Annotated in this window: 19 protein-coding genes; 10 read left to right on the forward strand and 9 right to left on the reverse strand. The window is 46.9% G+C overall.

What is annotated here, in order from left to right; all coding sequences use genetic code 11:
* Nucleotides 1–150 precede the first annotated feature (150 nt).
* Nucleotides 151–1,356 (forward strand): DUF3541 domain-containing protein, encoded by a 1,206-nt coding sequence (locus VOA_RS09515; protein WP_032468253.1) that lies wholly within the window; start codon nt 151–153, stop codon nt 1,354–1,356.
* Here the strand turns inward: VOA_RS09515 and VOA_RS09510 are convergent.
* On the reverse strand, nt 1,353–2,276 hold the full coding sequence (locus tag VOA_RS09510) for a DMT family transporter (protein ID WP_001132596.1): 924 nt from the start codon (nt 2,274–2,276) through the stop codon (nt 1,353–1,355). The genes VOA_RS09515 and VOA_RS09510 overlap by 4 nt on opposite strands.
* Nucleotides 2,277–2,376: 100 nt before the next feature.
* Here VOA_RS09510 and VOA_RS09505 point away from each other — a divergent pair, with 100 nt between their 5' ends.
* Together VOA_RS09505 and VOA_RS09500 are read left to right on the forward strand one after the other, a co-directional pair.
* Nucleotides 2,377–3,261 carry a LysR substrate-binding domain-containing protein gene (locus VOA_RS09505; RefSeq protein WP_001228208.1) on the forward strand — a complete coding sequence of 295 codons (885 nt, stop codon included), beginning with the start codon at nt 2,377–2,379 and terminating at the stop codon, nt 3,259–3,261.
* A 189-nt stretch (nt 3,262–3,450) separates the two neighbouring features.
* Nucleotides 3,451–4,626, forward strand: a complete 1,176-nt coding sequence (locus tag VOA_RS09500) for a GGDEF domain-containing protein (protein WP_000379295.1) — start codon at nt 3,451–3,453, stop codon at nt 4,624–4,626.
* A gap of 9 nt (nt 4,627–4,635) precedes the next feature.
* On the opposite strand, the gene VOA_RS0117785 is transcribed toward VOA_RS09500, so the two are convergent.
* Nucleotides 4,636–4,917 carry a hypothetical protein gene (locus VOA_RS0117785; protein ID WP_000996301.1) on the reverse strand — a complete coding sequence of 94 codons (282 nt, stop codon included), beginning with the start codon at nt 4,915–4,917 and terminating at the stop codon, nt 4,636–4,638.
* Between the two features lie 187 nt (nt 4,918–5,104).
* On the opposite strand from VOA_RS0117785, the gene VOA_RS0117790 reads away from it, so the two are divergent.
* Complete coding sequence (locus VOA_RS0117790; RefSeq protein WP_000613851.1) at nt 5,105–5,953, forward strand: pirin family protein; 849 nt, start codon at nt 5,105–5,107, stop codon at nt 5,951–5,953.
* Nucleotides 5,954–6,103: 150 nt separating this feature from the next.
* Here the strand turns inward: VOA_RS0117790 and ppnP are convergent, their stop codons facing one another.
* Nucleotides 6,104–6,391, reverse strand: a complete 288-nt coding sequence (gene ppnP / locus VOA_RS09495) for a pyrimidine/purine nucleoside phosphorylase (RefSeq protein ID WP_000588946.1) — start codon at nt 6,389–6,391, stop codon at nt 6,104–6,106.
* Between the two features lie 347 nt (nt 6,392–6,738).
* On the opposite strand from ppnP, the gene VOA_RS09490 reads away from it, so the two are divergent.
* Nucleotides 6,739–7,179, forward strand: a complete 441-nt coding sequence (locus VOA_RS09490) for a DUF2850 domain-containing protein (protein WP_000032249.1) — start codon at nt 6,739–6,741, stop codon at nt 7,177–7,179.
* 2 nt (nt 7,180–7,181) lie between these two features.
* Here VOA_RS09490 and VOA_RS09485 read toward each other — a convergent pair whose 3' ends face one another.
* The 3 genes from VOA_RS09485 to VOA_RS09475 all read right to left on the reverse strand — a co-directional run bounded on the left by VOA_RS09485 (nt 7,182) and on the right by VOA_RS09475 (nt 12,973).
* Nucleotides 7,182–8,435 (reverse strand): MDR family MFS transporter, encoded by a 1,254-nt coding sequence (locus VOA_RS09485; protein ID WP_000376133.1) that lies wholly within the window; start codon nt 8,433–8,435, stop codon nt 7,182–7,184.
* 285 nt (nt 8,436–8,720) lie between these two features.
* Entirely contained in the window at nt 8,721–10,349 is a 1,629-nt protein-coding gene (locus VOA_RS09480) for a methyl-accepting chemotaxis protein (RefSeq protein WP_001116752.1), read from the reverse strand.
* A 263-nt stretch (nt 10,350–10,612) separates the two neighbouring features.
* Nucleotides 10,613–12,973 carry a Lon protease family protein gene (locus tag VOA_RS09475; protein WP_001007381.1) on the reverse strand — a complete coding sequence of 787 codons (2,361 nt, stop codon included), beginning with the start codon at nt 12,971–12,973 and terminating at the stop codon, nt 10,613–10,615.
* 200 nt (nt 12,974–13,173) lie between these two features.
* Between VOA_RS09475 and VOA_RS09470 the strand changes: the two genes are divergently transcribed.
* The gene (locus tag VOA_RS09470; protein WP_000365684.1) at nt 13,174–13,668 is read left to right on the forward strand and encodes a hypothetical protein; all 495 of its coding nucleotides are present in this window, start codon (nt 13,174–13,176) and stop codon (nt 13,666–13,668) included.
* A gap of 13 nt (nt 13,669–13,681) precedes the next feature.
* Entirely contained in the window at nt 13,682–15,301 is a 1,620-nt protein-coding gene (locus VOA_RS09465) for an ABC transporter ATP-binding protein (protein ID WP_000075436.1), read from the forward strand.
* Nucleotides 15,302–15,494: 193 nt separating this feature from the next.
* Here VOA_RS09465 and VOA_RS09460 read toward each other — a convergent pair whose 3' ends face one another.
* Nucleotides 15,495–16,394, reverse strand: coding sequence for a LysR family transcriptional regulator (locus VOA_RS09460; RefSeq protein WP_001200835.1), 900 nt, complete (start codon nt 16,392–16,394; stop codon nt 15,495–15,497).
* Between the two features lie 71 nt (nt 16,395–16,465).
* The gene (locus VOA_RS20020; protein WP_198006576.1) at nt 16,466–16,639 is read right to left on the reverse strand and encodes a deoxyribodipyrimidine photolyase; all 174 of its coding nucleotides are present in this window, start codon (nt 16,637–16,639) and stop codon (nt 16,466–16,468) included.
* Between VOA_RS20020 and VOA_RS09455 the strand changes: the two genes are divergently transcribed.
* From VOA_RS09455 to VOA_RS09445, 3 genes are all read left to right on the forward strand, one after another.
* A complete protein-coding gene (locus VOA_RS09455; RefSeq protein ID WP_001006164.1) occupies nt 16,599–18,293 on the forward strand; it encodes an L-lactate permease in 1,695 nt (564 codons plus the stop codon). The two genes, VOA_RS20020 and VOA_RS09455, sit on opposite strands and share 41 nt — an antisense overlap.
* Before the next feature lie 120 nt (nt 18,294–18,413).
* Nucleotides 18,414–19,550, forward strand: a complete 1,137-nt coding sequence (gene lldD, locus VOA_RS09450) for an FMN-dependent L-lactate dehydrogenase LldD (RefSeq protein ID WP_000587016.1) — start codon at nt 18,414–18,416, stop codon at nt 19,548–19,550.
* A 99-nt stretch (nt 19,551–19,649) separates the two neighbouring features.
* Nucleotides 19,650–22,499 (forward strand): FAD-binding and (Fe-S)-binding domain-containing protein, encoded by a 2,850-nt coding sequence (locus tag VOA_RS09445; RefSeq protein ID WP_000188694.1) that lies wholly within the window; start codon nt 19,650–19,652, stop codon nt 22,497–22,499.
* 278 nt (nt 22,500–22,777) lie between these two features.
* On the opposite strand, the gene VOA_RS09440 is transcribed toward VOA_RS09445, so the two are convergent.
* Complete coding sequence (locus VOA_RS09440; protein ID WP_009355920.1) at nt 22,778–23,884, reverse strand: response regulator; 1,107 nt, start codon at nt 23,882–23,884, stop codon at nt 22,778–22,780.

A 23,884-nucleotide genomic window follows, 5' to 3' on the forward strand; every position in this document is an offset into this window, starting at 1 on the left:
TCGATAACCCTGCCATATCGAAGCGTCACATAAGGTCAGGCCAAACAGGAGATTTTGACAAATTATTAACAAGACACTCACGCCGATACTTCATCGTTCCATTACAGTTTCTGGTCTAAAAGCGAACAATTCAATTAACTGGATAGCATGATAATGAACAAGAAAAATATCGTGATTGGCGCGAGTCTTATCACAGCGTTGATGCTCACACTCCATAGCTATGCGCAAACAGGAGGAGTGAATAGTCCGGCACAACCTGAAAGCAGCGCCACCAACATAAGCGTACAACACAAACAAATTCGCGATAAAGCGCTAAAAACAGTTGCTCGACCAACGTTTCGCAGCACCGCAGACCAAATTCGAAAAACTTACGAAACGCAACTGTATACTTTGCCAAGCTATAAAGAAGGTCACTATGCACTGCGTATGTACCGTCAAACTTTGGATGATAAATACGCCGCTGCGATTGGTAGTGATTTATCCAGAATTGCTAGCCAACTTAATTATTTTGCGGCTGAAGTGAATACTCAGGAGCAAATTAAACGTTACTCACTAAAACGCCTGAAAAGTTATCAGCAAAGCCAAGATGAACGTACTCAGCGCCGCTTATCCGCCACCCAAACGATGCCTGAATATCTCTATTTAGGGAGTGCGCTTTTAGGCTCAATGGCACGAGCTAACGAGTATGGACTGAAACATAAAGAGGATGAAAAGCTGCGTCTCATTCTACGGCGTTATGACTTTACGCGCTACATAACCGATAGCGCGATGATTGAAGCGTGGGCGGCACAACTGGCTAATCAGGCCTATTGGCTGCGTCAACTCGGTGAACAAGATGTTATCGACCCTTTTATCCAAGCCTTCCAACGTACTTACCCTGACCAACAAGATGCACAGCTCAACGATCAACAATATGGTAATAAACTGTACGGTATGACTCACATTATCTTTGCTGACTCGGAATACTATCAACATCTTGTCAGCGAACCACAGCACCAGTGGATCTACGACTATTTCCGCGCCAACATAGACACCATTTTACAACGCGCTAAACCAGACATTGTTGCTGAAGTGGGAATTTCATTCCTACTTGCAGGGCTTGAAAATGATCCTGTGGTACTCAAATCTCGTCAATTTATTCAAACCCAAGTAGATACGCAACACGGAATGATCCCCTCCACCACTGGCGATTTCGACCTATCTCTCGGCGAGCATCGCAACGTATTAGCCATCATGCTATTGGATTGGAATTCAACTAATTCTGCTCCCAAAATCAGCACCCATCCTAATGTGTTTGTCAGTCTGCCATATGGATTAATCAAAAAAGAAAGCATAGTGAACACTGCCATCAATTAGACCGCTTTAAGCCTCGCTTTCCACTCAGTTAAGCGGGGCAAAACACCATTAATCACGGTTGCCACGATAATCAAAGCCAATCCTAGTTTTTGGGAAAATTGGTATTCCACGTTAAAAAACAGCACTTGCCACAGAGCACTAAACAAAAGATTGGTAAAGATCAGAGGAGCGAGCTGGGAGCCTGATTGTGCAAGCCGATACGCTTTTGCTCGAAATACTTGCGTATTCACGACCAACATCGATGCCAATAATAATGCCCCTAGAGTCATGGCTCCCTGTTTATCCCAACTCATACCCAGTTCTGAAAACAGATCTCCCTCTAAAGGTATCACCACGACAAGCGGACTGAGCAATACCGCCGCCACCAAGAATGTCCAACCATGAATTTCTATCGAACGCATATCACTTTTAGCTGCACGATACAGGCTGAGTTGCGATCCAGCATTAAATAAACCAGCCCCTAGCCCAGCCAACAATTCTGGGCGCCAAACAAGGCTTCCGGTATTTCCCGCCAACATGATAACACCCGCAAATATCACGCACACGCTCACGACAGTGAGCCAAGCCAACCGCCCACCCCATAGTAATTTTTCCAATAAAGGAATAAAAAGTGGTCCTGTACTAAATAACACTACACTTTCAACTAATGAGAGCGATTGCAGTGAATAGATAAAACATAGTTGGCTACCTGCTATGCAAATCGAACGGATCAGTAAAGGAAAACGCATAGAGGGTTGAGGCCAGCGAAAATAAGTCAATTTCATGACGATGAATAAAAACAGCGCTGGAATAATAAAACGTAAGAAACCCAGATAGGCGATGGGCATGATCTGAGCAAGGTATTTACTTAATAACCCCGTGAGCGACAAACTAAAAGTCGATAACAGCATAAACAACACAGGGGATAAATGATTTGGCATACAACTCTCCTTTCACCTACCCCGATTTTAAGTCGATGACGGGATAAAAAATAACGAGTAATATTGACCAAATCTGTTAGTAAAACTTACAGGAATTAGTATGCGAAAACTGGCTCCGCTGAAATCACTCTACTCTTTCGTTGCTGTTGCAGAAACAGGCAGCATGACGCTTGCTGCAGAAACGCTCAATGTCAGCCATTCCGCGATCAGTCAAGCGATTAAATCCTTAGAATCTCAATTAGATCAGCCGCTTTTTCACCGTGTTGGTCGTCAAGTTGTACTTAATAGTGCGGGCAAGCGCTACTACCAAAAAGTCGCTCCGGCTTTAGAGCAAATTGTTGAAGCAACCGAGTCATTATTAAAACCCGCATACACCAACCGTGTTACCCTCAACATGATCAACTCCTTGGCACTACACTGGTGGATACCACGCGTGAGTAGTTTTCAAATCTTTGCTCCTGAAGTCGATGTTCGAATTTCAACATTAACCGGAACATTTTCTTTAGAAGAACAAGGTGTAGATGTGGCATTAATTCACGGCCAATTACGTGATTGGCAAGACTATTACTGTGAAAAACTCGCAGATGATGAATTGGTCATGGTGGCAAGTCACTCTGTCATTTCTCCAAACATCACCCCTCAACAAGCTTTAGCCGAACTTCCCGCCATCTATGCAAGTAACCCTCGCCGTCAGAATGACTGGGAGATTTGGAGCCAAGCCAACCATGTCACACCACCGACACAGCAACGTAACCTCTCATTTGCGGCATCAGCACAAGCGCTGCAAGCCACACTCAGTGGCTTGGGTTTATTTGTAACTCATCGCTTATTTGTTAAACAAGAAGTGGAAAGTGGCATCTTAAAAGAAATTGGCATTAAAGTGACGCATCCTGACCAAGGTTATTATTTTGCTTGCCGTGCCGATAAATTGCGTTCTGAAGCCGTATTAAAATTAAGAAACTGGTTAAGTAATGAGTTTCAGTAGAAGAAATTACGGCTTAAGTACGAGTAGCCTCTCTCTTAATATCGAGCCACATCATCTAAATTAATGACATACAAATTAATTGCATATAAGAAAACTCGGAACCATCACACTATTTCGTTGTTTTTAAACTTCAAATAAAGCAATTTCATCTAAACTTTAGCTAACTTCACAAAATAGGTCGAATATGGAATGGATACCTTTGCCGGCAACCAATTAAAAGAGATGACGGAGATGCGCTTTGCCCGTAAGCAGCACATTGTCTTGATAAGCTCTGGGGTCGCAACAACGATATTTTTTGTATTGGCTTTCTATGATTATTTTCATGACCAGTTCCTGCTCAGCACTCTACTTTTTTTGAGCGGTATCGTCACACTATTGAATTTGGTGACGCTGATCCGCCATCGCCAATTCCATACTCAAGCAGATTTAATTCTCTCTTTAATACTACTCACTTTCTCCGTAGCTATCGTTAGCAATAGTGACAGTGATTTCCGCCAACTTTTATGGCTGTACCCGCTTATCTGCACATTAATCATGATCAACCCCTTTAAAATGGGAGTGGTGTACAGTGCAATGATTTGCTTGGCAATGACTGCCACTATCGTATTCCACCATTATCAAGCTGGGCCGACACATGTTGAACATAGCTACTTTTTACTTAGCTTGTTTGCGTTAACCATCATCAGTAATACAGCCTCATACTTTTTCTCACGAGCAATCAACTATATACATACCTTATACCAAGAAGGCATTGAAGAACTGGCTTACCTAGACCCACTGACAGGCCTAGCCAATCGGTGGAGCTTTGAAAGTTGGGCAAATGAAAAGCTCAAAGAACAGCAAGGCGAGGATACGATCACCGCTTTGGTTTTTCTCGATATCGATAACTTCAAACAAATTAATGATAATTACGGTCACGATGTGGGAGATCAGGTGTTAAAACATTTTGCCCATCGTCTGAGGAACAATCTGCGTAATAAAGATCGTGCAACAAACAAACACGATTACTCCATTGCACGCTTTGCCGGAGATGAGTTTGTATTAATGCTTTATGGGGTAAAAAGCTTACGCGATCTTGATCATATTCTTGAGCGTATCTCAAACTTATTCATTGACCGTTATCCGGAAACCGATTTGCTGAACCATTTGACGGTAAGTATAGGTGTGGCGATTTACCCTAAAGATGCCATCACCCTTTTCGAATTAACACGTTGCGCCGACAAAGCCATGTATGCCGCAAAACATGGTGGTAAAAACCAATATCGATACTACCAAGATGCCGCTTATCCACCACCAATCAAAACAGCATTTGATATTGAAACCGATGAAGCACCTAACGTGACCTTATTAAAAAAAGCTCACTAGTTTTAACGTTTAACCAAGCATATACATGACCCACAAACACACGATGCCAAACACCGACATCCAAATCGCGTAGCGAACCGTATTGGGGCTATCCGGCTTAGGTTTTACCAAAGGTTTTAGTGCAGCGCGTTTGGCAAAACCTAGAAAACTCGTGTCCATCTCCTGTATTTCTTCTCGTTTGTGCTGTGCCCTATTCGCCGCTTGCGTAAAGCGGCGTAGCTGTTCCTTCGTCAGATCTTGACTAGGATCGTAGTTGGAATATCGATCAGTATGCTTAGGTAAAATAGCCATCCAATCCCTCCCATTCGTGCACAATTTCTTGCTATTGAGTTTAGCGGCGTATCACAAGTTCACTTGCACACCACTACCCAATTATTCAAATTTCTCGAATATGAGCCTCAGTTTCGCCAGCTGCTCATTTCTTCATGGTTTCACTACAATTTCTCTATCAAAGCACAACCTTTCGTGGAGAAGCTATATGATTCAAGATCGCCAAATTCGCCAACTCGTTCCCGTACAACCCACATCAGACGGCGATGGAGTAAAAATTCAGCGCATTGCGGGATTTCAACGCTCGGATTTTTCCCCTTTCCTGATGCTAGATGAATTAAAAGCCGACAGCCAAGCGGACTATATTGGCGGTTTTCCGCCTCACCCACACCGTGGAATTGAAACGCTAACCTATATGCTTCAGGGACATTTCCAGCACCGTGATCACATGGGCAATGTAGGGGAATTACGCTCAGGTGGTGCGCAATGGATGTCAGCTGGACGAGGTGTGATTCACAGTGAAATGCCGATTATGCAAGAGGGGCAACTACACGGTTTTCAGATTTGGATTAACCAGCCAGCTCGCAACAAAATGTCGCCAGCCAAATATCACGATTTTCAACCGGAAAACCTTGCGGAACATTCTCACCCACAACAAGGCTTGATCCGAGTGATTGCGGGTTCTATTACCCTAGATACAGAAACGATCACAGGACCACTCACGAATACTGGTGTCCCTCTAACCGTCGCAGATTGGCGAGCAGAAGCCAATCAACAAATGAGCATATACACACCTGAAACCTTTAACGCAATGGTCTATGTCTATCGAGGACAACTCACTTTGGGTAATCACGTGGTTAAAGCTGGAGAAATGGCCATGCTTTCGACTGGGGAACGTCTAACAATAAGAGCCGACCAATCGACTGGGTGTTTGCTTTTAATGGGCGAGCCCATCAATGAACCCGTGGTTCATTATGGTCCTTTTGTGATGAACAGCATGGCGGAAATTGAGCAAGCTATACGTGACTATAACGCCGGTCATTTTGAAACCTACTAGTCATTTTAAAACTTACTGGTTGTGCCTACCGATTTGAAGGCTCGATTTAACGACTCGGAAAAATGTTACATCGTCAGTTGTTGGAATAACGGTTTATTCCTGATGGTTTGCCACACCCTTTCAGGTGTGGCATTTTTTGTTCACATAAAACTAAGCAGGCAGAAACTCACACAGGTAAGCTGTCGCAACTTCAACTTGCAGATCAAAAGACGAATTTCCGGCCACTTCAAAGGCTTCACCTGAATTAAAGGTAATCCAATCCGCATCACCCACACGTTTAATCGTTAAGGCTCCTTTGACCACGGTCATTCGCTCTGGCGCACCTGTACCAAAAGTATATTGACCGGGCGCCATCACCCCAACGGTACTCTCACCATCTTGTTGGCTAAAACCTAATGACTTTACATTACCGTCAAAGTACACATTTTCCTTAATCATTTTTTCTTCCTGTCTGTCATCACTATCTGCAGTCCATTCACTGCAACATTCAAGCGAGAGTTGTAACTCATCACGTAACTTTGCACAAGCATGAGCAAAGAGAGGGCTATACTAAAATCAGTTAGCACAACAAAATGCCACTGATTACTTGAAAGCACATCGGTACCGCACACATCAGTGTGAGATCTTCGTCAGCAAGCAAGGACTTTATTTTGGGAAAAGATCACGCTTTTACCGTATGACTTTTGCGGTTATTGGTGGCTTAGCACAAGCTAGGCCTCGGCATAAATTACGACTTTAGATGTAGAAGATGCCGCTTGATTCGAACATTGAAATTAAGTGAACAAATGTCAAAAGAGCTTGTATTCAAATCCGTATTCTGGTCATCACTTTCCATTTTAGGAACCGCCTTCGCTGTGCTGTTGTATTTAAGCTATCAGGACTACGTTAACCCTAAACAAATTTTTGGTTCTTGGATTGAAATTGGTGCACCAAGCTATCAAACCGAAGTGCTACGTTTTAATGAACAAGGGGTGTTTCGTAATGATCGTTTAATTAGTACGACTTACGACTTTAACGGTGTGGAAATCACCATTCGCACGGGAGGGGGTACGTTTGTCTATGAACTTTCTGGCACTTTCAATTCCCCACAGCTCAAACGTATCGAACCGAGTACACCAACCCAGCGCTTTATTCGTGAGGGCTTTGAACATACCGTTAACGAACAAGGAAATAACGCCGCGCAGATTAGACGCTCGGCGTTATCCGAGCATTTCAACGAACAATAACGCTAATATTCAGTCACTTTCGGTAACACCTCTTTATCCTCGCCCTCTTGCTCTCGCTGAGCCAACCAATACAAACCAATCATACCTAAACACAATATAAAGCAGAGTCCATACAACCACTGTGCATTGAGGTACTCGATCATCATACCTCCAGCAAGTGGGGCAAGAGCAAAACCTAGCGAATAAAGGGCTGCCGCACCAAAATAGGATCCACGCAGATGAGCAGGCGCTAAGCGGTCAATCTGTACATTTAAGGTCGGGAATGCAATCACTTCGCCCATACTCAATACAAAGCAAGCCAAATACCAGCCTAAAGGCCACGCTTCTGGGGTAAACATAAACCCAACTTGAGCAATGCCCATCAGCGCCATTCCCAACTGTGTCCGAGTGAACAGAGGCACATTTTCCAGCAGTTTTAGGGTGGGAAATTGAAACAGAATAATGGTCATTGTGTTCACTAACACTAGACCTGCAACCAGTTGTGCGGCATCGGCGATCTCAGATCGCACAATGACTTGCGGTAATGAAGACTCGACCTGACCATAGACAAACATCATCAGGAAATTCGCCAACATCATTTTAACGAATACGCTGTCTTTACTGATCACTCGTAAAGTGGAAGAGAAATTGGGGAGCAGTGATCGATCAGGTTGTTGAAAACGCCCTTTGCGCTCTAAAGTCGCAAGCAACCATAAACCAAACAGGAAATAAGCCACGCCCGTAACAATGAATAAGCCTTGAGGGTGAGCAAGCGCAAGAGTAATACCAATAAGTGGACCTATCGCACCACCTAAGTTGAGCAAGAAATAACGCACATTGAGCGCCAACTCGCGGTCTTTTTCATTCGGCAAATTATCACCAATCACCGCTTTTCCTGGGGCTTCAATCATCGGGCGCATCAAACCGGTCAATACAACCATGATGAAAAACTGCCAGATTTGGTCTGAAAGAGCGATTCCCACATAAGCAAAAGTCGCGATCAGGGTACCACTCACCATTACCCATTTTCGACCAAATTTGTCGGATAAATAACCGGAATACAACCCAGTCAGAGACCCCACTAAGGCCGATGTTGCTAACATAGCGCCGACTTCTGTCGCCGTTGCATGGTAGTCCTGATACAGAAATACCACTAAGAAAGGCCAAGCCATAAAAAAGCTGGTGCGCGCAAATAAAGTGCCGACCAACACTGTCCACACTGGGAAATTAAAACGCCTCACCCTTTCCCACTGAAATAAACTTTCACTTCTATCCATACATTACCTTCCATCACTGACATTGCATAGGCGACTTGTGTCACACTTTGTGTAATCTCTGTTCAATATAGAGAGAAAGAATGTTGAAAGATAGCGCCATTTCTCAAACGGTTAAGAACAAAAAGAAATAACGAACCAGAAAAATTAACCTTATTTTAAACAGGTAGTTATCTATTCTGAATGCGAATAAAAAGCCGCAGAATTTTCATTATTCTGCGGCTTTAGAGTAGTATTCTTAGCGTTAATCACTTCATCCTAGCACTAACGCTAATTTCTGATTTTTTCTTATAGCTTAAAGAATGCTAACTCTGCTTTTTGTTTCTCTGCGAGGCGAGAAAGTTCTGTACTCGCACTCGCGCTCTGGCTGATGCCCGTTACATTCTGATGCACTAGAGTTGACATGTTCGCCACGTTACGATTGATATCTTGCGTTACGTGAGACTGCTGCTCAGCCGCTGTCGCCACTTGAGCATTGCTATCGTTAATGTCCGACACCGACTCTGTGATACCCACTAATGCTTCATTGGCTTTTGCTGTCAGCTCTTTGTTTTGCGCTAACATATCCAAACTCGATTGCATGCTGTCGTTCGCTGTATTTGACTGGCTTTGCAGCTCTTCAATAATCGTTTGAATCTCTTTGGTTGATTCTTGCGTGCGCGCGGCCAGCATACGAACTTCATCGGCTACAACCGCAAAGCCACGACCAGATTCACCTGCGCGAGCCGCTTCAATCGCCGCGTTCAGCGCCAGTAGGTTAGTCTGATCCGATACACCACGAATCACTTCAATCACATTACTGATCTGCTCAGATTGCTCTTTCAAACGCAGAACCACACGTGCTGCATCATTTAAAGCTAACGCCATCTGCTCACTGGCTTGACTGCTCTCTTTGAAAATCGCGAGGCCAGATTTTGCCAACTCATCCGCTTCACGCGCTGTTGAATCAGCTGATGAAGCGTTATCACTGACGTTATCCGCCGTGCTCGCCAGCTCGTTAACCGCAGAAGCCACTTGTTCAATTTCCATCAGTTCAAGCTGAGCATTCGATTCAGCTTGAGACATCACAGCCGCCAGCTCAGTAGAAGCAGAAGCCACTTCTTCACTGATACGAGTCAATTGTTCTACCGTTGTGTACAGCTGTTTCACTGTGGTATTCACGTCTTGGCTCAACTTGGCAATTTCATTTTCGCCATCATCATCCGCTTTTACGGAAAGATCACCTTGTGCCAATTTACGCATTACCACTTGCAAGCTATTGATTGGTGCAACAATTTGTCCAGACAGTAACCAAGCAGCGACAACCGAGAGACCCAATACCGACAAAACCGTGATCATTGCGTTACGCATTACCACAGCATTACTTGCCGCACTCGCCTGCATAGATTCGGTCGCATAGTTGTTTACTTTTTTCGACAGCTCGTTGATCGCGTTCACCATCTTGTTACCTGTCTCACGATAGGTACGAATAAACGCACTGGCTTCTTGTGCTGTGGCATTACCTTGATCGACACGATTAAACAGACTCACCATCTGTTGAGATTCAGTCACATAGTTGGCAATGTACTGCTCAGCAACACGAACATCCTCTCTGAACTGAGGTTCTTCTTGCATCGTATCAAGCGCTGTTTGCGCTTCTTGTAAACCCGTTTTTAGCTCACTAATAAAGTGGCTACGACGCTCAGTATCGTAAATTGCATACACAGCACTAATGCGAAGTGGGTAGATAGTATCGTCCACTTTTGCCAGCGTATCTTTATAACGAACCAGCGCGTGGGTGTTATCAGCAATGGCTTTTTGCTCACGAGTTAGGTTGGATTCAGTGATCCACAGAGCAATCACCAACGCAATCATAGTAAATAGAACAGGAAGTAAAACTTGAAAGCGAATAGACAAGTTTTTCAAAGAAAATGGCATGCTTAACCTCATTAAACTTAACGCACGCATCCATGCAAATGGGATTATTCCCAGCACAAAAAATCGACAAAAATAGTAGACTTTAATCACAAAATTGTCCAGTTTAAATAACTTTATATTTCATAATGTTATGAATACATTTACGTCAAAAATACATCACACGTGCCAAATTAATGACATAGGCCAAACAAAAGACAATATGTGAGAGTTTGTGGAAAGATATGAATACAGCATTTCTGCTGTATTCATATTTAAGAGAGGGATTACTTACGTAGTGCGTTAAGCTTGGCTTGAGCTAGACCAAATACAGTATCGACCGGATAGCTACCATCATCGGTCGCGATACCTGCAGGTTTGCCCGTGAAGATTTCAATCGCTTCTGTAACGTGGTCGATCGCCCAAATATGGAAATCGCCTTTTTCAACGGCTTTAACAATATCGGCACGTAACATCAGGTTGTGCATGTTAGAACGCGGAATGATTACACCTTGTGTTTCTTTGCGTCCTTTAATCGTACACACATCGAAGAAACCTTCGATCTTCTCGTTTAAACCACCAATCGGCTGCGACTCACCAAACTGGTTCATTGACCCTGTAATCGCAATGTCTTGTCGATTCGGCTGTTTAGAAAACGCTGACACAATCGCACAGAACTCAGCCATGCTGGCGCTGTCTCCATCCACCCCACCGTAAGACTGTTCAAAGGTGATCGTTGTGGTTAATGGTACGCGTGCGGTACGACCAAACACAGAACTGAGGTAAGCAGACAGTATCATCACTCCTTTGGAGTGAATACTTCCGCCTAAATCGACACTGCGCTCAATATCGATGATTTCACCATCACCATAAGAAGTGGTTGCGGTGATCCGGTTTGGCATACCAAACGCATGATCACTGGTTGCCAGCACAGACAATGCATTCACTTGGCCGATGGCCATGCCTTCGGTTTGGATCAAAGTTGTTCCGTTAACAAAGGTTTCCATCATGCTCTGTTGTAGGCGGTTCACGCGCAGTTCTTGGTTACGCAGTGCTTCATCCACATGGCTTTGACGGATCAAATTTGCGTTGGCTTGTTTAGCCACATAGTTGGATTCACGCAGCAAATTGGCAATGTGCGCAGAATGCAAAGAAAGCTTGGTTTGGTCGCCCGTGGTGCGCGAACTGTGCTCGATAATGCGCGCAATTGCTTTACGGTCGCAATGCAACATATTGGCATCATGCACTATGCTGGAAATAAAGCGTGCATAGTGCAGCTCTGAATCTGCATCACGCGGCATTTCATCGGCAAAATCGGCCGTCACGCGGAACAGCTCACTGAACTCGGGATCATAATGCGCGAGCAGTTCATAAGTGCGGTAATCACCAAACAGGATAATTTTCACATCGAGCGGGATCGGTTCTGGATCGAGTGAAACCGTCCCCGTCAGCGTCACCTCTTTCTCTAGTGAGGTGAAACTGAGCTGGCGTGAACGTAGCGCACGCTTCAAACCATCCCACACATAAGGCTGTTCAAGCACTTTAACCGCATCCATCAACAGCACACCGCCATTGGCTTTGTGTAAACTTCCTGGACGAATTAAAGAGAAATCGGTAAATACGGTGCCTTTGTAAGTCGCCGTTTCAATATAGCCAAACAGTGAATGGTAGTTCGGGCTTTCTTCCACCACGATCGGGAATTCGTCCGCGTTACGGCTAACTAGCACATTCACTTTGTAGCGACGTGGCAGTTTTTTATCCAGAGAGGCATTGGCAAGTTCACCTTGATCGCCGCCTTCATCAAGAAAGATCTCTACATTATCGACTATGTCTTTCTGCAGATCGGTCAAGTAAGCCTTGATTTCTGAATACTTGGAGTAATCCAACTTAAGCTGTTTGATGAAGTGAGCAATCACATCTAACGTGACTTCATCATTGAGCTTTTTGATTTTTTCACTGTACGACTCTTCCCATTCCGTTAAGTGGCGCACCATATTACGCAGGATAACTTCCAGCTCATCAATCGTGTTGCTGAACTGATCCTGCTCGCGTTTAGATAGGGCATCAAACGTCTCTTCGGTGTGCATTTCTTCACCGTTGAGTGCGACAAATTGATATTCCCCTTGCGTGGTAATGGTTAGGCTCACACCACGCTCTTTGGCGGTGCGAGTAATGTTTTCCAATTCACTTTCTTGCTTTTGAGCAAGCTGGTTTTTTAGCTTTTCTGCACGGCTGAAGTAGATTTCATTGTCGAATGCCAATGGAATGGCCGTAACCAACTTGGTCATGAGCTTTTCGATATCCTGCCGGAATTTTTGCCCAATACCACAAGGCAGCTTCAGCACTTTGGGGACTCGCACATCCTCAAAATTCGCGACGTAACACCAGTCATATAGCTCATTACCATCGTGTTGATGGCGGCTGAGATAACGCAGGATCATGGTCCGCTTGCCCAGCCCATTACGGCCGATAGCGTAAATGTTGTATCCCTTCTCTTTGATCGACATCGCAAACTCGACCGCTTTTTGCGCTCGTTCTTGCCCCACGATCTCATCGATCGGTGCTAGCTCTTTGGTTGACTTGCACTCTAGCTTTTCCAGTTTTGCGACTTGGTAGAGCTGCTCAAAACTCAGATGCTGAATCGCCATGGCTCCACTCCTTCCCTTAGGTTCTTTACTTCATATGTAGCTCAAGTTTAGAGATAAATCATTGTCTTTTTAGTGATTTCTCCCCGATTAGAGATTGAGCGAATAAAATTTAACCAAAACTCCTCACACAAAAACGGGAATGATTTGCATTTGATAATGATTTGCATTTAAATGCAGTTTTCTTGATGAGGAGATGGCCGATGGATTTACAGCAATGTTGGAATGGTTTCTTACAAGCAGAGCAGCTACTCAAGCAAGGCCATTGGCCACAAGCGCATTACTTACTGGAAGATGTGCTGCACTTTATGCCGTTGCACATTCAAAACGCTGCTCATGATGAAGAGACCAAACCCTGTCAGATGGCCTGTATGCTCACTGGATTACGTGATGCTGCCATTGCGCAATCAGAAATTCTCAACAACATGGGTCAACACCAACGCACGTTTGATGTACTTAATCAAACCTACGCCTTGTTGCAATTTCTCTCGATTGAAGACGCGGCGCTGATGCAACGCCTTAATCCAACACTGTGCCAAATCAGCGAGCACCTGCTACAGCATCTTAACGCCTTTTGTTACGCGCAACGCAGCGCTGAATGGCAGCTGGAATATCAACAGGTTGAGAAAGCGCATTTCTACTTTCATCAATTACGAAATTCACTTTCTCAGTCTACCCTTTACCCCGTGATGAATTGAATAAGGAAGTACAATGTCACCGACCCCTCTTTTGCAAGTGCGTAACCTGAGCGTCAGTTTTCGTACCAATGATGGTCAAATCGATGCGGTTAAAAACGTCAGCTTTGAGATTCGACCAGGAGAAACACTGGCGATTGTTGGCGAATCCGGTAGTGGTAAATCGGTTTCGACCAACGCGTTAATGCAACTGCTGCCTAAAAATGCGCTGATCCACCCTGAATCAAGCATCGTTTTTGAAGGCGCAGAATTGCTGAATAAAACCGAAACGCAGATGCGCCGGATCCGTGGCGATCGCATTGGTATGATCTTCCAAGAGCCGATGACCTCACTCAACCCTTATATGCGCGTGGGCATTCAAGTGGCAGAAGCCATATTGTGCCATCGCAGCGTCAGCCAAAAGCACGCCAAACAGCGGGTGTTAGAACTGTTTCAATTAGTTCACTTACCTGAGCCAGAACAGGCTTACCAAAAATTCCCGCACGAATTTTCTGGCGGTCAGCTACAGCGCATCATGATTGCGATGGCACTGATCAATGAGCCAGATATTTTGATCGCAGACGAACCAACGACGGCACTCGACGTTACCGTACAAGCAGAAGTGCTGAAATTGATTAAAGAGATCCAAGCCAACATGGGCATGGCGATCTTATTCATCACTCACGATTTGGGCGTCGTGAGGTTTGTTGCCGACCGTGTACTTGTAATGTGCAAAGGTGATGTGGTGGAACAAGGCTCAACCGAGCAACTGTTTCAGCAACCTGAACATGACTATACCCGCATGCTGATTAACTCGATTCCGAAAGGCAGTAAAGATCCGGTTGATGCCAATGCGCCACCCTTACTTAAAGCAGAAGACATTCGCGTGAAGTTTTTGGTGAAGCCACATTTTATCAGCCGCCGTAGCCAATATTTTGAAGCGGTAAAAGGCATTTCGCTGGAACTTAAGCAAGGCGAAACGCTAGGTATAGTCGGAGAATCGGGCAGTGGGAAATCCACCTTAGGCCGCGCCTTGATTGGCTTGCTGCCTTCAACGGGTCACATTGCTTTCAAAGGGCAAGATTTTCGCGCTTTGAGCGAGAAACAGCGTTTGGCATTGAAGAAAGACATTCAGATGGTGTTCCAAGACCCCTACGGCTCCCTTTCTCCGCGCATGACCATAGGTGAAATCATTACGGAAGGGCTGCTGGTGCACCAACCACACATCAGCAAACTTGAGCGCATGCAAAGAGCAAGGCGTGCGCTAGAAGAAGTGCGTTTAGACCCAAACTCAATTAACCGCTACCCACATGAGTTCTCCGGTGGTCAGCGCCAGCGGATTGCGATTGCACGAGCGTTGATCCTCGAACCGTCTTTCATTTTGCTGGATGAACCGACGTCGGCGCTGGATCGCTCCGTTCAACTCACTGTGATTGAACTGCTTAAAGAGATTCAAAAACGACGCAATATCGGCTTTTTGTTCATCAGCCACGATCTTGCGGTAGTGAAAGCCTTATCGGATCGCGTGTTGGTGATGCAAAAAGGCCAAGTCATGGAACAAGGCAGCGCCGAGTCCATCTTCCATAACCCACAACATGACTACACTAAAAAGCTTATTGCTGCCTCATTCGACATTCTGGAAGAAAATGCAGCTTGATTCATATTAAGTTCACGAATGCCGTCTATACTTAGTTCACAGTGAATGAGGTTTACCACGCATTCACTCATTTCACTATGGCATAGCTGCCTTTTCGGTTTGGCCGCCGACCACAAAAACTCGCTCAACTTGAGCGAGTTTTTTATCTCTGACTTCTTCTATCCCTATCTTCCACCCTGCTCTGCAAAATCGCTCAGAAATAGTGAGAAATAGTGAGATAACGGGTACGGATATGCTCAATCAACAAACGCACTTTGTTGGGCGGTTGGCGCGTAAAAGGATAAACCGCGTAGATACCAAGTTTTTTGCCGACCTGTTCAGGGAAAACGTCCACCAATTCGCCATTACGAAAATCGTGATACACCAAACAGCGCGGTACATAAGCAATGCCATGCCCTCCAAGCGCGGCTTTGCGTAATGCAGTGGCATTATCGGTCGAAAAGGTACCGGACACTTTAACTATGTAGTTGCCTTTTGCCCCTTTAAATTCCCAATCGGTCGCCCCCGTGGTTTGATAGGCGTATTGCAAGCAGTTGTGTCTAGCTAAATCTTCTGGCTTGAGCGGCTTACCATTGCGGGCAATGTAAGCGGGAGACGCGCACACTACCCACTGCGAGTCCAAAATATGCCGCGCAATCAAGCTCGAATCTTCCAAATAACCGGTGCGGATCACCAAGTCATAGCCGCCTTCAACAAGATCTACGAAGCGATTATCCAGCGACATATCTACCGTCAGCCCCGGATGCAGGTTACAAAACTCGGCGACCGCATCGGCCAAAATCAAGTCACCCGAGATGGTCGGCACCGACATTTTGATGTGACCGCTGACGTTTTCGCCAAATCCCACCACCGCATCCAGCGCTTCTTGAGTGGCTTGCTTCACATTTTTAGCACCGTGCAACAGTGCCTTTCCGGCCTCAGTCAAGGTCAATTTACGCGTTGTTCGATACAATAGCTGCACGCCGAGTTCTTCTTCCAATCGCGCCAATCTTTTGCTAACCACCGAATTTGTAAGGCCATTTTGCTCTGCAACCTTACTGAAACTCCCCAATTCAATCACTTGATAAAACAAAATTAAGTCATCGGCACGCATCTGATTTTGTTATTTTTGGAAATAATGAATTTCATTATTTCCCTATATCCACAAAAAATAAAGCAGTAAATTCACACCAACTTAACAACCCCATCACAACTATAAAAATCAATAACCGAACTCTTACTGGTTAGCCGTACCCTACATTCTGTGCGCGTTAGCTCATCCCGATTGATGGAGAGTTCAAGGACGAGGAAATACTCCATGAATGAAACATTGCTCGCACTGGTGGCCTTTTCACCCATAGTGGTGGCCGCTATTTTACTGGTCGGCCTCAACTGGCCAGCCAAGAAAGCCATGCCCGTGGCTTTCGCCATTACCGTTGCGATTGCCCTGATATTTTGGGATATGTCGGCTAACCGCGTGATCGCCTCCGTATTGCAAGGTTTGGGCATCACGGTCTCTGTGTTGTGGATTGTGTTTGGTGCCATTTTCCTGCTCAACACGCTCAAATACACAGGCGCGATTACCACGATTCGTAACGGCTTTACCAACATTTCACCGGATCGCCGCGTGCAGGCCATCATCATCGCTTGGTGTTTTGGCTCCTTTATTGAAGGCGCTTCTGGCTTCGGAACGCCTGCAGCCATTGCCGCCCCACTGCTGGTTGCGATTGGTTTCCCGGCCCTTGCTGCGGTGTTAATGGGTATGATGATCCAATCGACACCCGTTTCATTTGGCGCCGTTGGTACGCCGATCATTGTCGGTGTAAACAAAGGTCTGGACACCCACAACATCACAGAAGCGCTGATTGCCAACGGTTCAAACTGGGATGTGTATCTGCAGCAAATCACCACCAGTGTGGCGCTGATCCATGCCTCAGTCGGCACACTGATGCCCATTTTGATGGCGATGATGTTGACGCGTTTCTTCGGTAAAAACCGCAGTTGGGCGGAAGGTTTGGACATTCTGCCTTTCGCGATTTTTTCAGGCCTTGCCTTTACTGTTCCTTACGCGCTGACCGGCGTGTTCCTCGGCCCTGAGTTTCCTTCACTGATGGGTGGTCTCGTTGGCCTTGCGATTGTGGTGACGGCGGCGAAAAAAGGCTTCTTGGTACCCAAGACCCAATGGGATTTTCGCCCTGAAAACGAATGGCCTGCGGAATGGTTAGGCTCGCTGAAAATGGATCTGGATGACGTCAAAGCCAAGCCGATGAGCCTTGCTCTTGCGTGGGCACCCTATGTGTTGCTGGCAGTGATTCTCGTCGCTAGCCGTGTCAGCCCAGATTTCAAAGCTCTGCTTCTGAGTGTGAAAGTCGCGTTTAGCAATATCTTGGGTGAGACAGGCATCAGCGCCTCAATTGAGCCTCTCTATCTACCCGGTGGCATTCTGGTTTTCGTTGCCCTGATTGCAGTACTTACTCAAACACGCAGCTTAGCGCCGATGGGCAAAGCGTTTGGTGAATCGACCAAAACCTTGATTGGCGCAGGCTTTGTACTGGTGTTTACCATCCCGATGGTGCGGATTTTCATCAACTCTGGGGTTAACGGCGCAGATTTAGCCAGTATGCCCGTGACGACCGCCAACTTTGCTGCGGGTTTAGTGGGTGACGCTTTCCCAATGCTGAGTGCGACCGTCGGTGCACTGGGCGCTTTCATTGCCGGTTCCAACACAGTATCCAACATGATGTTCAGCCAATTCCAGTTTGAAGTGGCACAAACGCTGACCATCTCTAGCGTGGTGATCATCGCTCTGCAAGCCGTAGGGGCAGCAGCCGGTAACATGATTGCCATCCACAACGTGGTAGCGGCATCCGCAACCGTTGGCCTGCTGGGGCGTGAAGGTGCGACACTGCGCAAAACCGTGTTGCCAACCCTCTACTATCTTGTTTTGACAGGCATCATCGGCATGACCGTGATTTACGGCTTCAACATGAATGATGCTTTGGTGAACCGCTAAACCTTTAATCAGCACCGAGAGCGAGCATCTCGCTCTCATCGCTCAAGCTCACCGTTGTACCTCTATGAGCTTGAGCAAAAAAGAAACATTCACAGAATAGGCCCAGAATAGGATTGCATTATGATCATTTCCGCTTCGACCGATTACCGCGCTGCAGCCAAAGCCAAACTCCCGCCCTTTTTGTTCCACTATATTGATGGCGGCTCGTATGGCGAACACACGCTCAGACGCAACACCGATGATCTGGCCGACATTGCCCTGCGCCAACGTGTACTGAGTGATATGTCTGAGCTGAGTTTAGAGACCGAACTGTTTGGCGAAAAAATGGCACTGCCGATCGCCCTCTCTCCTGTGGGCTTAACCGGCATGTACGCCCGCCGTGGCGAAGTGCAAGCCGCGCAAGCCGCAGAAGCGAAAGGTATTCCTTTTACTCTTTCCACGGTTTCGGTCTGCCCAATTGAAGAAGTGGCTCCTTCGATTCATCGCCCCATCTGGTTCCAGCTTTACGTTTTAAAAGATCGTGGCTTTATGAAAAACGTGTTGGAGCGTGCCAAAGCCGCAGGCGTGAAAAATCTCGTGTTCACCGTGGATATGCCGGTACCGGGTGCACGTTATCGCGATATGCATTCTGGCATGAGCGGCCCTAACGCTGCGATGCGCCGTGTATTGCAAGCCATGACCCACCCAAGTTGGGCTTGGGATGTGGGCTTGCTTGGTAAGCCGCACGATTTGGGTAACATCTCCAAATATCGTGGCTCACCGACCAAACTGGAAGACTACATCGGCTGGCTGGGCGCGAACTTTGATCCTTCCATTTCATGGAAAGATTTAGAGTGGATCCGTGATTTCTGGGACGGCCCAATGATCATCAAAGGTATTTTGGATACCGAAGATGCAAAAGACGCAGTGCGTTTTGGCGCCGATGGCATTGTGGTGTCTAACCACGGTGGCCGCCAGTTAGATGGGGTGCTTTCTACCGTGCAAGCACTACCCGCGATTGCCGATGCGGTGAAAGGCGACCTGAAAATTCTGGTCGATTCGGGTATCCGCACTGGTCTAGACGTGGTACGCATGCTGGCACTCGGCGCAGATTGCACCATGCTCGGCCGCTCATTTATCTACGCTCTTGCAGCCCAAGGACGCACAGGGGTAGAAAACCTGCTCGACCTGTATGAAAAAGAGATGCGGGTTGCCATGACCTTGACTGGCGCAAAGAGCATTGCCGAACTGTCACGCGATTCATTAGTCAAAAGATAATAAAAATATCCCCTAACCTTAAACGACTTGGAGTTGCAGCCAACACCCCTGCAACTTCAAGTAGAAAGGGAATAGAGGGAACACACAAGGAAGCACAATATGACCCCACCGATCGCCGATCGTCTCTATCAGCAGCTCGAACAAATTTTAGCGAGCCGAATTGATCCGCAGCGCATCATTACTCAAGAAACAAAACGGCTCGCCTACGGTACCGATGCCAGCTTTTATCGGTTGATCCCCAAAATCGTGTTACGCCTCAAATCACTCGATGAAGTGATTTTTGCTATTCAGAGCTGTGGCCAACTGGGTATTCATTTTACCTTTCGCGCGGCAGGCACCAGCTTATCGGGTCAAGCGGTTTCCGACTCAGTACTCATCACCTTAACCGACGATTGGCGCGGGCATGAAGTGCAAAACCAAGGCTTGAAAATTCGTCTGCAACCGGGCGTGATTGGCGCAGATGCCAACAAGTACCTTGCCCCGTTTCAGCGCAAAATCGGCCCCGATCCCGCCTCCATTAACACCTGTAAAATCGGTGGCATTGCGGCCAATAACGCCAGCGGCATGTGCTGCGGTACGGCGCACAACTCGTATCGCACCGTTGATGGCATGCAAATTGTGTTTGCCGATGGTTATGTGCTCGATACGCGTGACCCAGGCAGCGTGGCTCGCTTTAAACAAGAGCGAGCCGACTTGGTGGAAGGCATTCACGCGCTGTGCCAAGAAACCCTTGCTAATTCTGAGCTCACCGAACGCATCCGCCACAAATACCGCCTAAAAAACACCACAGGTTATGCGCTGAACGCCTTGATTGATTTTTCTGATCCAATCGAAGTGCTGACCCACTTGATGATTGGATCAGAAGGCACACTCGGCTTTATCGCCGACATCACCTATCACACCGTGATTGAACACGCACATAAAGCCTCTGCGCTACTGGTGTTTGCCGATATTGAACAAGCCAGCCAAGCCGTCACCACACTTTCCAAAACGCCAGTGGCAGCGGTAGAAATGATGGATGGACGCGCGCTGCGCTCGGTTGCCGACAAAAAAGGCATGCCGGAATTTATCACCAAGCTCGATTTAGAAGCCGCGGCGCTGCTGGTTGAATCCCACGCCAGTGACGCGCCAACCTTACACGCTCAGTGTGAGCAAGTGATGAGCGCGTTGCAAAGCTACCAAATTATTGAATCGGTTCCGTTTACTTCCGAGAGCAAAACCGTGGCGACCTTATGGGGTATTCGTAAAGGCATGTTCCCTGCGGTGGGGGCTGTACGCGAAGTGGGCACTACGGTCATCATTGAAGATGTGGCCTTTCCGGTAGAAAACCTCGCAGCGGGCGTGCGCGATCTGCAAGCTCTGTTTGACAAATACCACTACAGCGAAGCGATCATCTTTGGCCACGCCCTTGAAGGCAATCTGCACTTTGTGTTTACTCAAGGCTTTGATAAACAAAGTGAAATCGAACGTTACGGCGCGTTTATGGACGATGTAGCCGAACTCGTAGCCGTAAAATACCAAGGCTCACTGAAAGCCGAACATGGCACAGGACGCAACATGGCTCCTTACGTTGAGCTGGAATGGGGTAAAGAAGGCTACGCCTTGATGCAGAAAATCAAAGCGCTCTTTGACCCAAAACGCTTACTCAACCCCGGCGTCATCATCAACGAAGATAAACATTCGCACATCAGTAACCTTAAACCTATGCCTGCGGCCGATAACTTGGTGGATCGTTGTATCGAATGTGGTTTCTGTGAGCCGGTCTGCCCATCACGCACCCTCACTTTATCACCGCGCCAACGCATTGTGTTGTACCGCGAATTGCAACGCCGCCGCGCAGCAGGTGAAAACGTGGCTTCTAGCGAGCTAGAGCAAGTGTTTGAATACCAAGGGTTAGACACCTGCGCCGCAACTGGATTGTGCGCAGAACGTTGCCCGGTAGGGATCAATACGGGCGATTTGGTCAAAAAACTGCGCACCGCCAAATACCAAAAATTTACCCCGATTGCGCGTTGGACAGCAGAGCACTTTACCGCGACCACCACACTCGCTCGCACAGGATTAAAAGCTAACCAACTGGCGACCAAAGTGCTCGGTGAAAAATCGGTGGGCACGATGATGAATGGGCTACGCCGGCTAAGCAAAGGCAAAACCCCTTTGTGGATGCCGGAAATGCCGCAAGCAAACACTCACTCGCTGGAACTCGCTGTCGAAAATCTGCCGCGCAGTGACAAAAAAGTGGTTTACCTGCCCTCCTGTGCCAGCCGCAATATGGGTCAACAAGCAAGCGCGACCGATCAACGCCCACTGACGGAAGTCACCCTCTCCCTGCTCAATAAAGCCGGCTTTGAAGTGATCCTGCCTACAGAGCTCAGCAGCCAGTGCTGTGGTATGCCTTATGACAGCAAAGGGATGACTGAGATTGCGCAGATCAAAGCCCAGCAGCTCGAACACGCTTTATGGCAAGCTAGCCAAGAAGGGCGTTATCCGATATTGATGGACACCAGCCCGTGCGCCAAACGCAGCATTGAGCAATTCACCAAACCGATGGAAATTCTGGAGCCAACGGGGTTGGTAAGTCGTTACTTACTGGATCACCTCACACTCGCGCCGAAGCAAGAAACCATCATGCTGCATATCACTTGTAGCTCGCGCCGCCTTGGCTTAGAAGGCGATATGCTGAAACTGGCCAAAGCCTGCGCCAGTGAGGTGATTGTGCCTGAGCACATTCAGTGCTGTGGTTGGGCGGGTGACAAAGGCTTTACTACGCCAGAGCTCAATGCCGCTGCCGTCCATTCGCTCAAAGAGCAAGTGCCGGCGCACTGCAGCCGTGGGTTTAGTAATAGCCGCACGTGTGAAATCGGCTTATCACACCACAGCGGCATTCCTTATCAGTCTATCTTGTATCTGGTGGATGAAGTCGCCAGACCACGGTTGGTGGAAAAATAAGGGATGGTGTAACTAAATGATTACGCGCATGCCCAACCAGAATCGAGTTGTGGGCAACGGGTAAGTGACCTATTTATCGGGAGCACACTTATACAACCATAGCCTAGCCTTTAGTGAGAGCCAGCACTGGCTCTCATGCACCTCATAAACATAGGCATAGTGTTTGATTGGGGCCAGCAAAGTGAGTGGGAAGAACGGACTCCACCCACATCATCGTCAAGTCGCAAGGGGATAAACGTTTTACTCAAACCCTTATCTGGAAGCAAAGCATGGCGTATTCACGTCCCTGTGGTTTCGAGAATATCTTCGTCTGACAACTCTTGGGCTATCTGTCGAAATTGCCGCTCAATTTTCAAAAATGCCGCGACAATTGCGGGGTCAAAGTGATGGCCACGCCCCTCTTCAATGATAGTCACAGCCTTTTCGTGGCTAAAGGGCGGCTTGTATACGCGCCTTGAAATGAGCGCATCATACACGTCAACCAAAGCCATCAACCGAGCGCTGAGTGGAATTTCCTCTCCCTTTAATCCTTCTGGATAGCCGCTTCCATCCCATTTTTCTTGGTGTGAGTAAGCTATCTCTTTAGCAAAGGTCAAGAAATCACATTCAAAATGAATACACTCTTCGACGGCATCAATCACATCCCGTCCTAGTACGGTATGCGATTTCATGATTTCAAATTCTTCTTCTGTCAGTTTTCCGGGTTTAAGTAACACGTGATCTGGTATGCCCACTTTGCCAATGTCATGCAGTGGAGAGGATTTATACAGCGCTAAAATCGATTCTGGCGTTAATTGATCAGCATACTGACCGTCTAACCGCAATTGCTCCGCCAACACTTTGATATAACGCTGGGTACGGCGAATATGGTTGCCTGTTTCGTTGTCACGCGTTTCTGCTAGGGATGCCATCGCAATAATGGTCGCATCTTGCAGCGCCTCCAAATCCTGGGTTCGCTCTTTAACCTTTTGTTCTAGGGTTTCATTCTGCTCAGCCAACAATTTCATCGTGTGTTGCAACCGCAAGTGTGTGCGGGTTCGTGCAAGTAAGATCGGCGGGCTGATTGGTTTTAGAATATAGTCGACCGCACCCACATCAAAACCATGTTGTTCATCTTCGATTTGCGATTTTGCGGTTAAAAAAATCACGGGGATATCCTGTAACTCAGGATCCGCTCTCATCCGTTGACACACCTCATAGCCATCCATTTCTGGCATCATGATATCAAGCAAAACAAGATCCGGTTTCTGTTTATGGCAAATCGCCAAAGCCTGCGCCCCACTCACCGCCACTAGCAAGCGATAATGGGGTTTAAGTAATCCAGCCAACAACGCCCGATTTTCAGGGTTATCATCCACAATCAAGATAGTTTCTAGTTCACTCAT

It is taken from the genome of Vibrio sp. RC586 (assembly GCF_000176715.1).
Taxonomy (GTDB): Bacteria; Pseudomonadota; Gammaproteobacteria; order Enterobacterales; family Vibrionaceae; genus Vibrio.

What these genes read in the sequence shown, in the direction of transcription:
- VOA_RS09510 (WP_001132596.1), bottom strand. Translation starts at nt 2,276, where the DNA reads ATGCCAAATCATTTATCCCCTGTGTTGTTTATGCTGTTATCGACTTTT.
- VOA_RS09505 (WP_001228208.1), top strand. Translation starts at nt 2,377, where the DNA reads ATGCGAAAACTGGCTCCGCTGAAATCACTCTACTCTTTCGTTGCTGTT.
- VOA_RS09500 (WP_000379295.1), top strand. Translation starts at nt 3,451, where the DNA reads ATGGATACCTTTGCCGGCAACCAATTAAAAGAGATGACGGAGATGCGC.
- VOA_RS0117785 (WP_000996301.1), bottom strand. Translation starts at nt 4,917, where the DNA reads ATGGCTATTTTACCTAAGCATACTGATCGATATTCCAACTACGATCCT.
- VOA_RS0117790 (WP_000613851.1), top strand. Translation starts at nt 5,105, where the DNA reads ATGATTCAAGATCGCCAAATTCGCCAACTCGTTCCCGTACAACCCACA.
- ppnP (WP_000588946.1), bottom strand. Translation starts at nt 6,391, where the DNA reads ATGATTAAGGAAAATGTGTACTTTGACGGTAATGTAAAGTCATTAGGT.
- VOA_RS09490 (WP_000032249.1), top strand. Translation starts at nt 6,739, where the DNA reads ATGTCAAAAGAGCTTGTATTCAAATCCGTATTCTGGTCATCACTTTCC.
- VOA_RS09485 (WP_000376133.1), bottom strand. Translation starts at nt 8,435, where the DNA reads ATGGATAGAAGTGAAAGTTTATTTCAGTGGGAAAGGGTGAGGCGTTTT.
- VOA_RS09480 (WP_001116752.1), bottom strand. Translation starts at nt 10,349, where the DNA reads ATGCCATTTTCTTTGAAAAACTTGTCTATTCGCTTTCAAGTTTTACTT.
- VOA_RS09475 (WP_001007381.1), bottom strand. Translation starts at nt 12,973, where the DNA reads ATGGCGATTCAGCATCTGAGTTTTGAGCAGCTCTACCAAGTCGCAAAA.
- VOA_RS09470 (WP_000365684.1), top strand. Translation starts at nt 13,174, where the DNA reads ATGGATTTACAGCAATGTTGGAATGGTTTCTTACAAGCAGAGCAGCTA.
- VOA_RS09465 (WP_000075436.1), top strand. Translation starts at nt 13,682, where the DNA reads ATGTCACCGACCCCTCTTTTGCAAGTGCGTAACCTGAGCGTCAGTTTT.
- VOA_RS09460 (WP_001200835.1), bottom strand. Translation starts at nt 16,394, where the DNA reads ATGCGTGCCGATGACTTAATTTTGTTTTATCAAGTGATTGAATTGGGG.
- VOA_RS09455 (WP_001006164.1), top strand. Translation starts at nt 16,599, where the DNA reads ATGAATGAAACATTGCTCGCACTGGTGGCCTTTTCACCCATAGTGGTG.
- VOA_RS20020 (WP_198006576.1), bottom strand. Translation starts at nt 16,639, where the DNA reads ATGGGTGAAAAGGCCACCAGTGCGAGCAATGTTTCATTCATGGAGTAT.
- lldD (WP_000587016.1), top strand. Translation starts at nt 18,414, where the DNA reads ATGATCATTTCCGCTTCGACCGATTACCGCGCTGCAGCCAAAGCCAAA.
- VOA_RS09445 (WP_000188694.1), top strand. Translation starts at nt 19,650, where the DNA reads ATGACCCCACCGATCGCCGATCGTCTCTATCAGCAGCTCGAACAAATT.
- VOA_RS09440 (WP_009355920.1), bottom strand. Translation starts at nt 23,884, where the DNA reads ATGAGTGAACTAGAAACTATCTTGATTGTGGATGATAACCCTGAAAAT.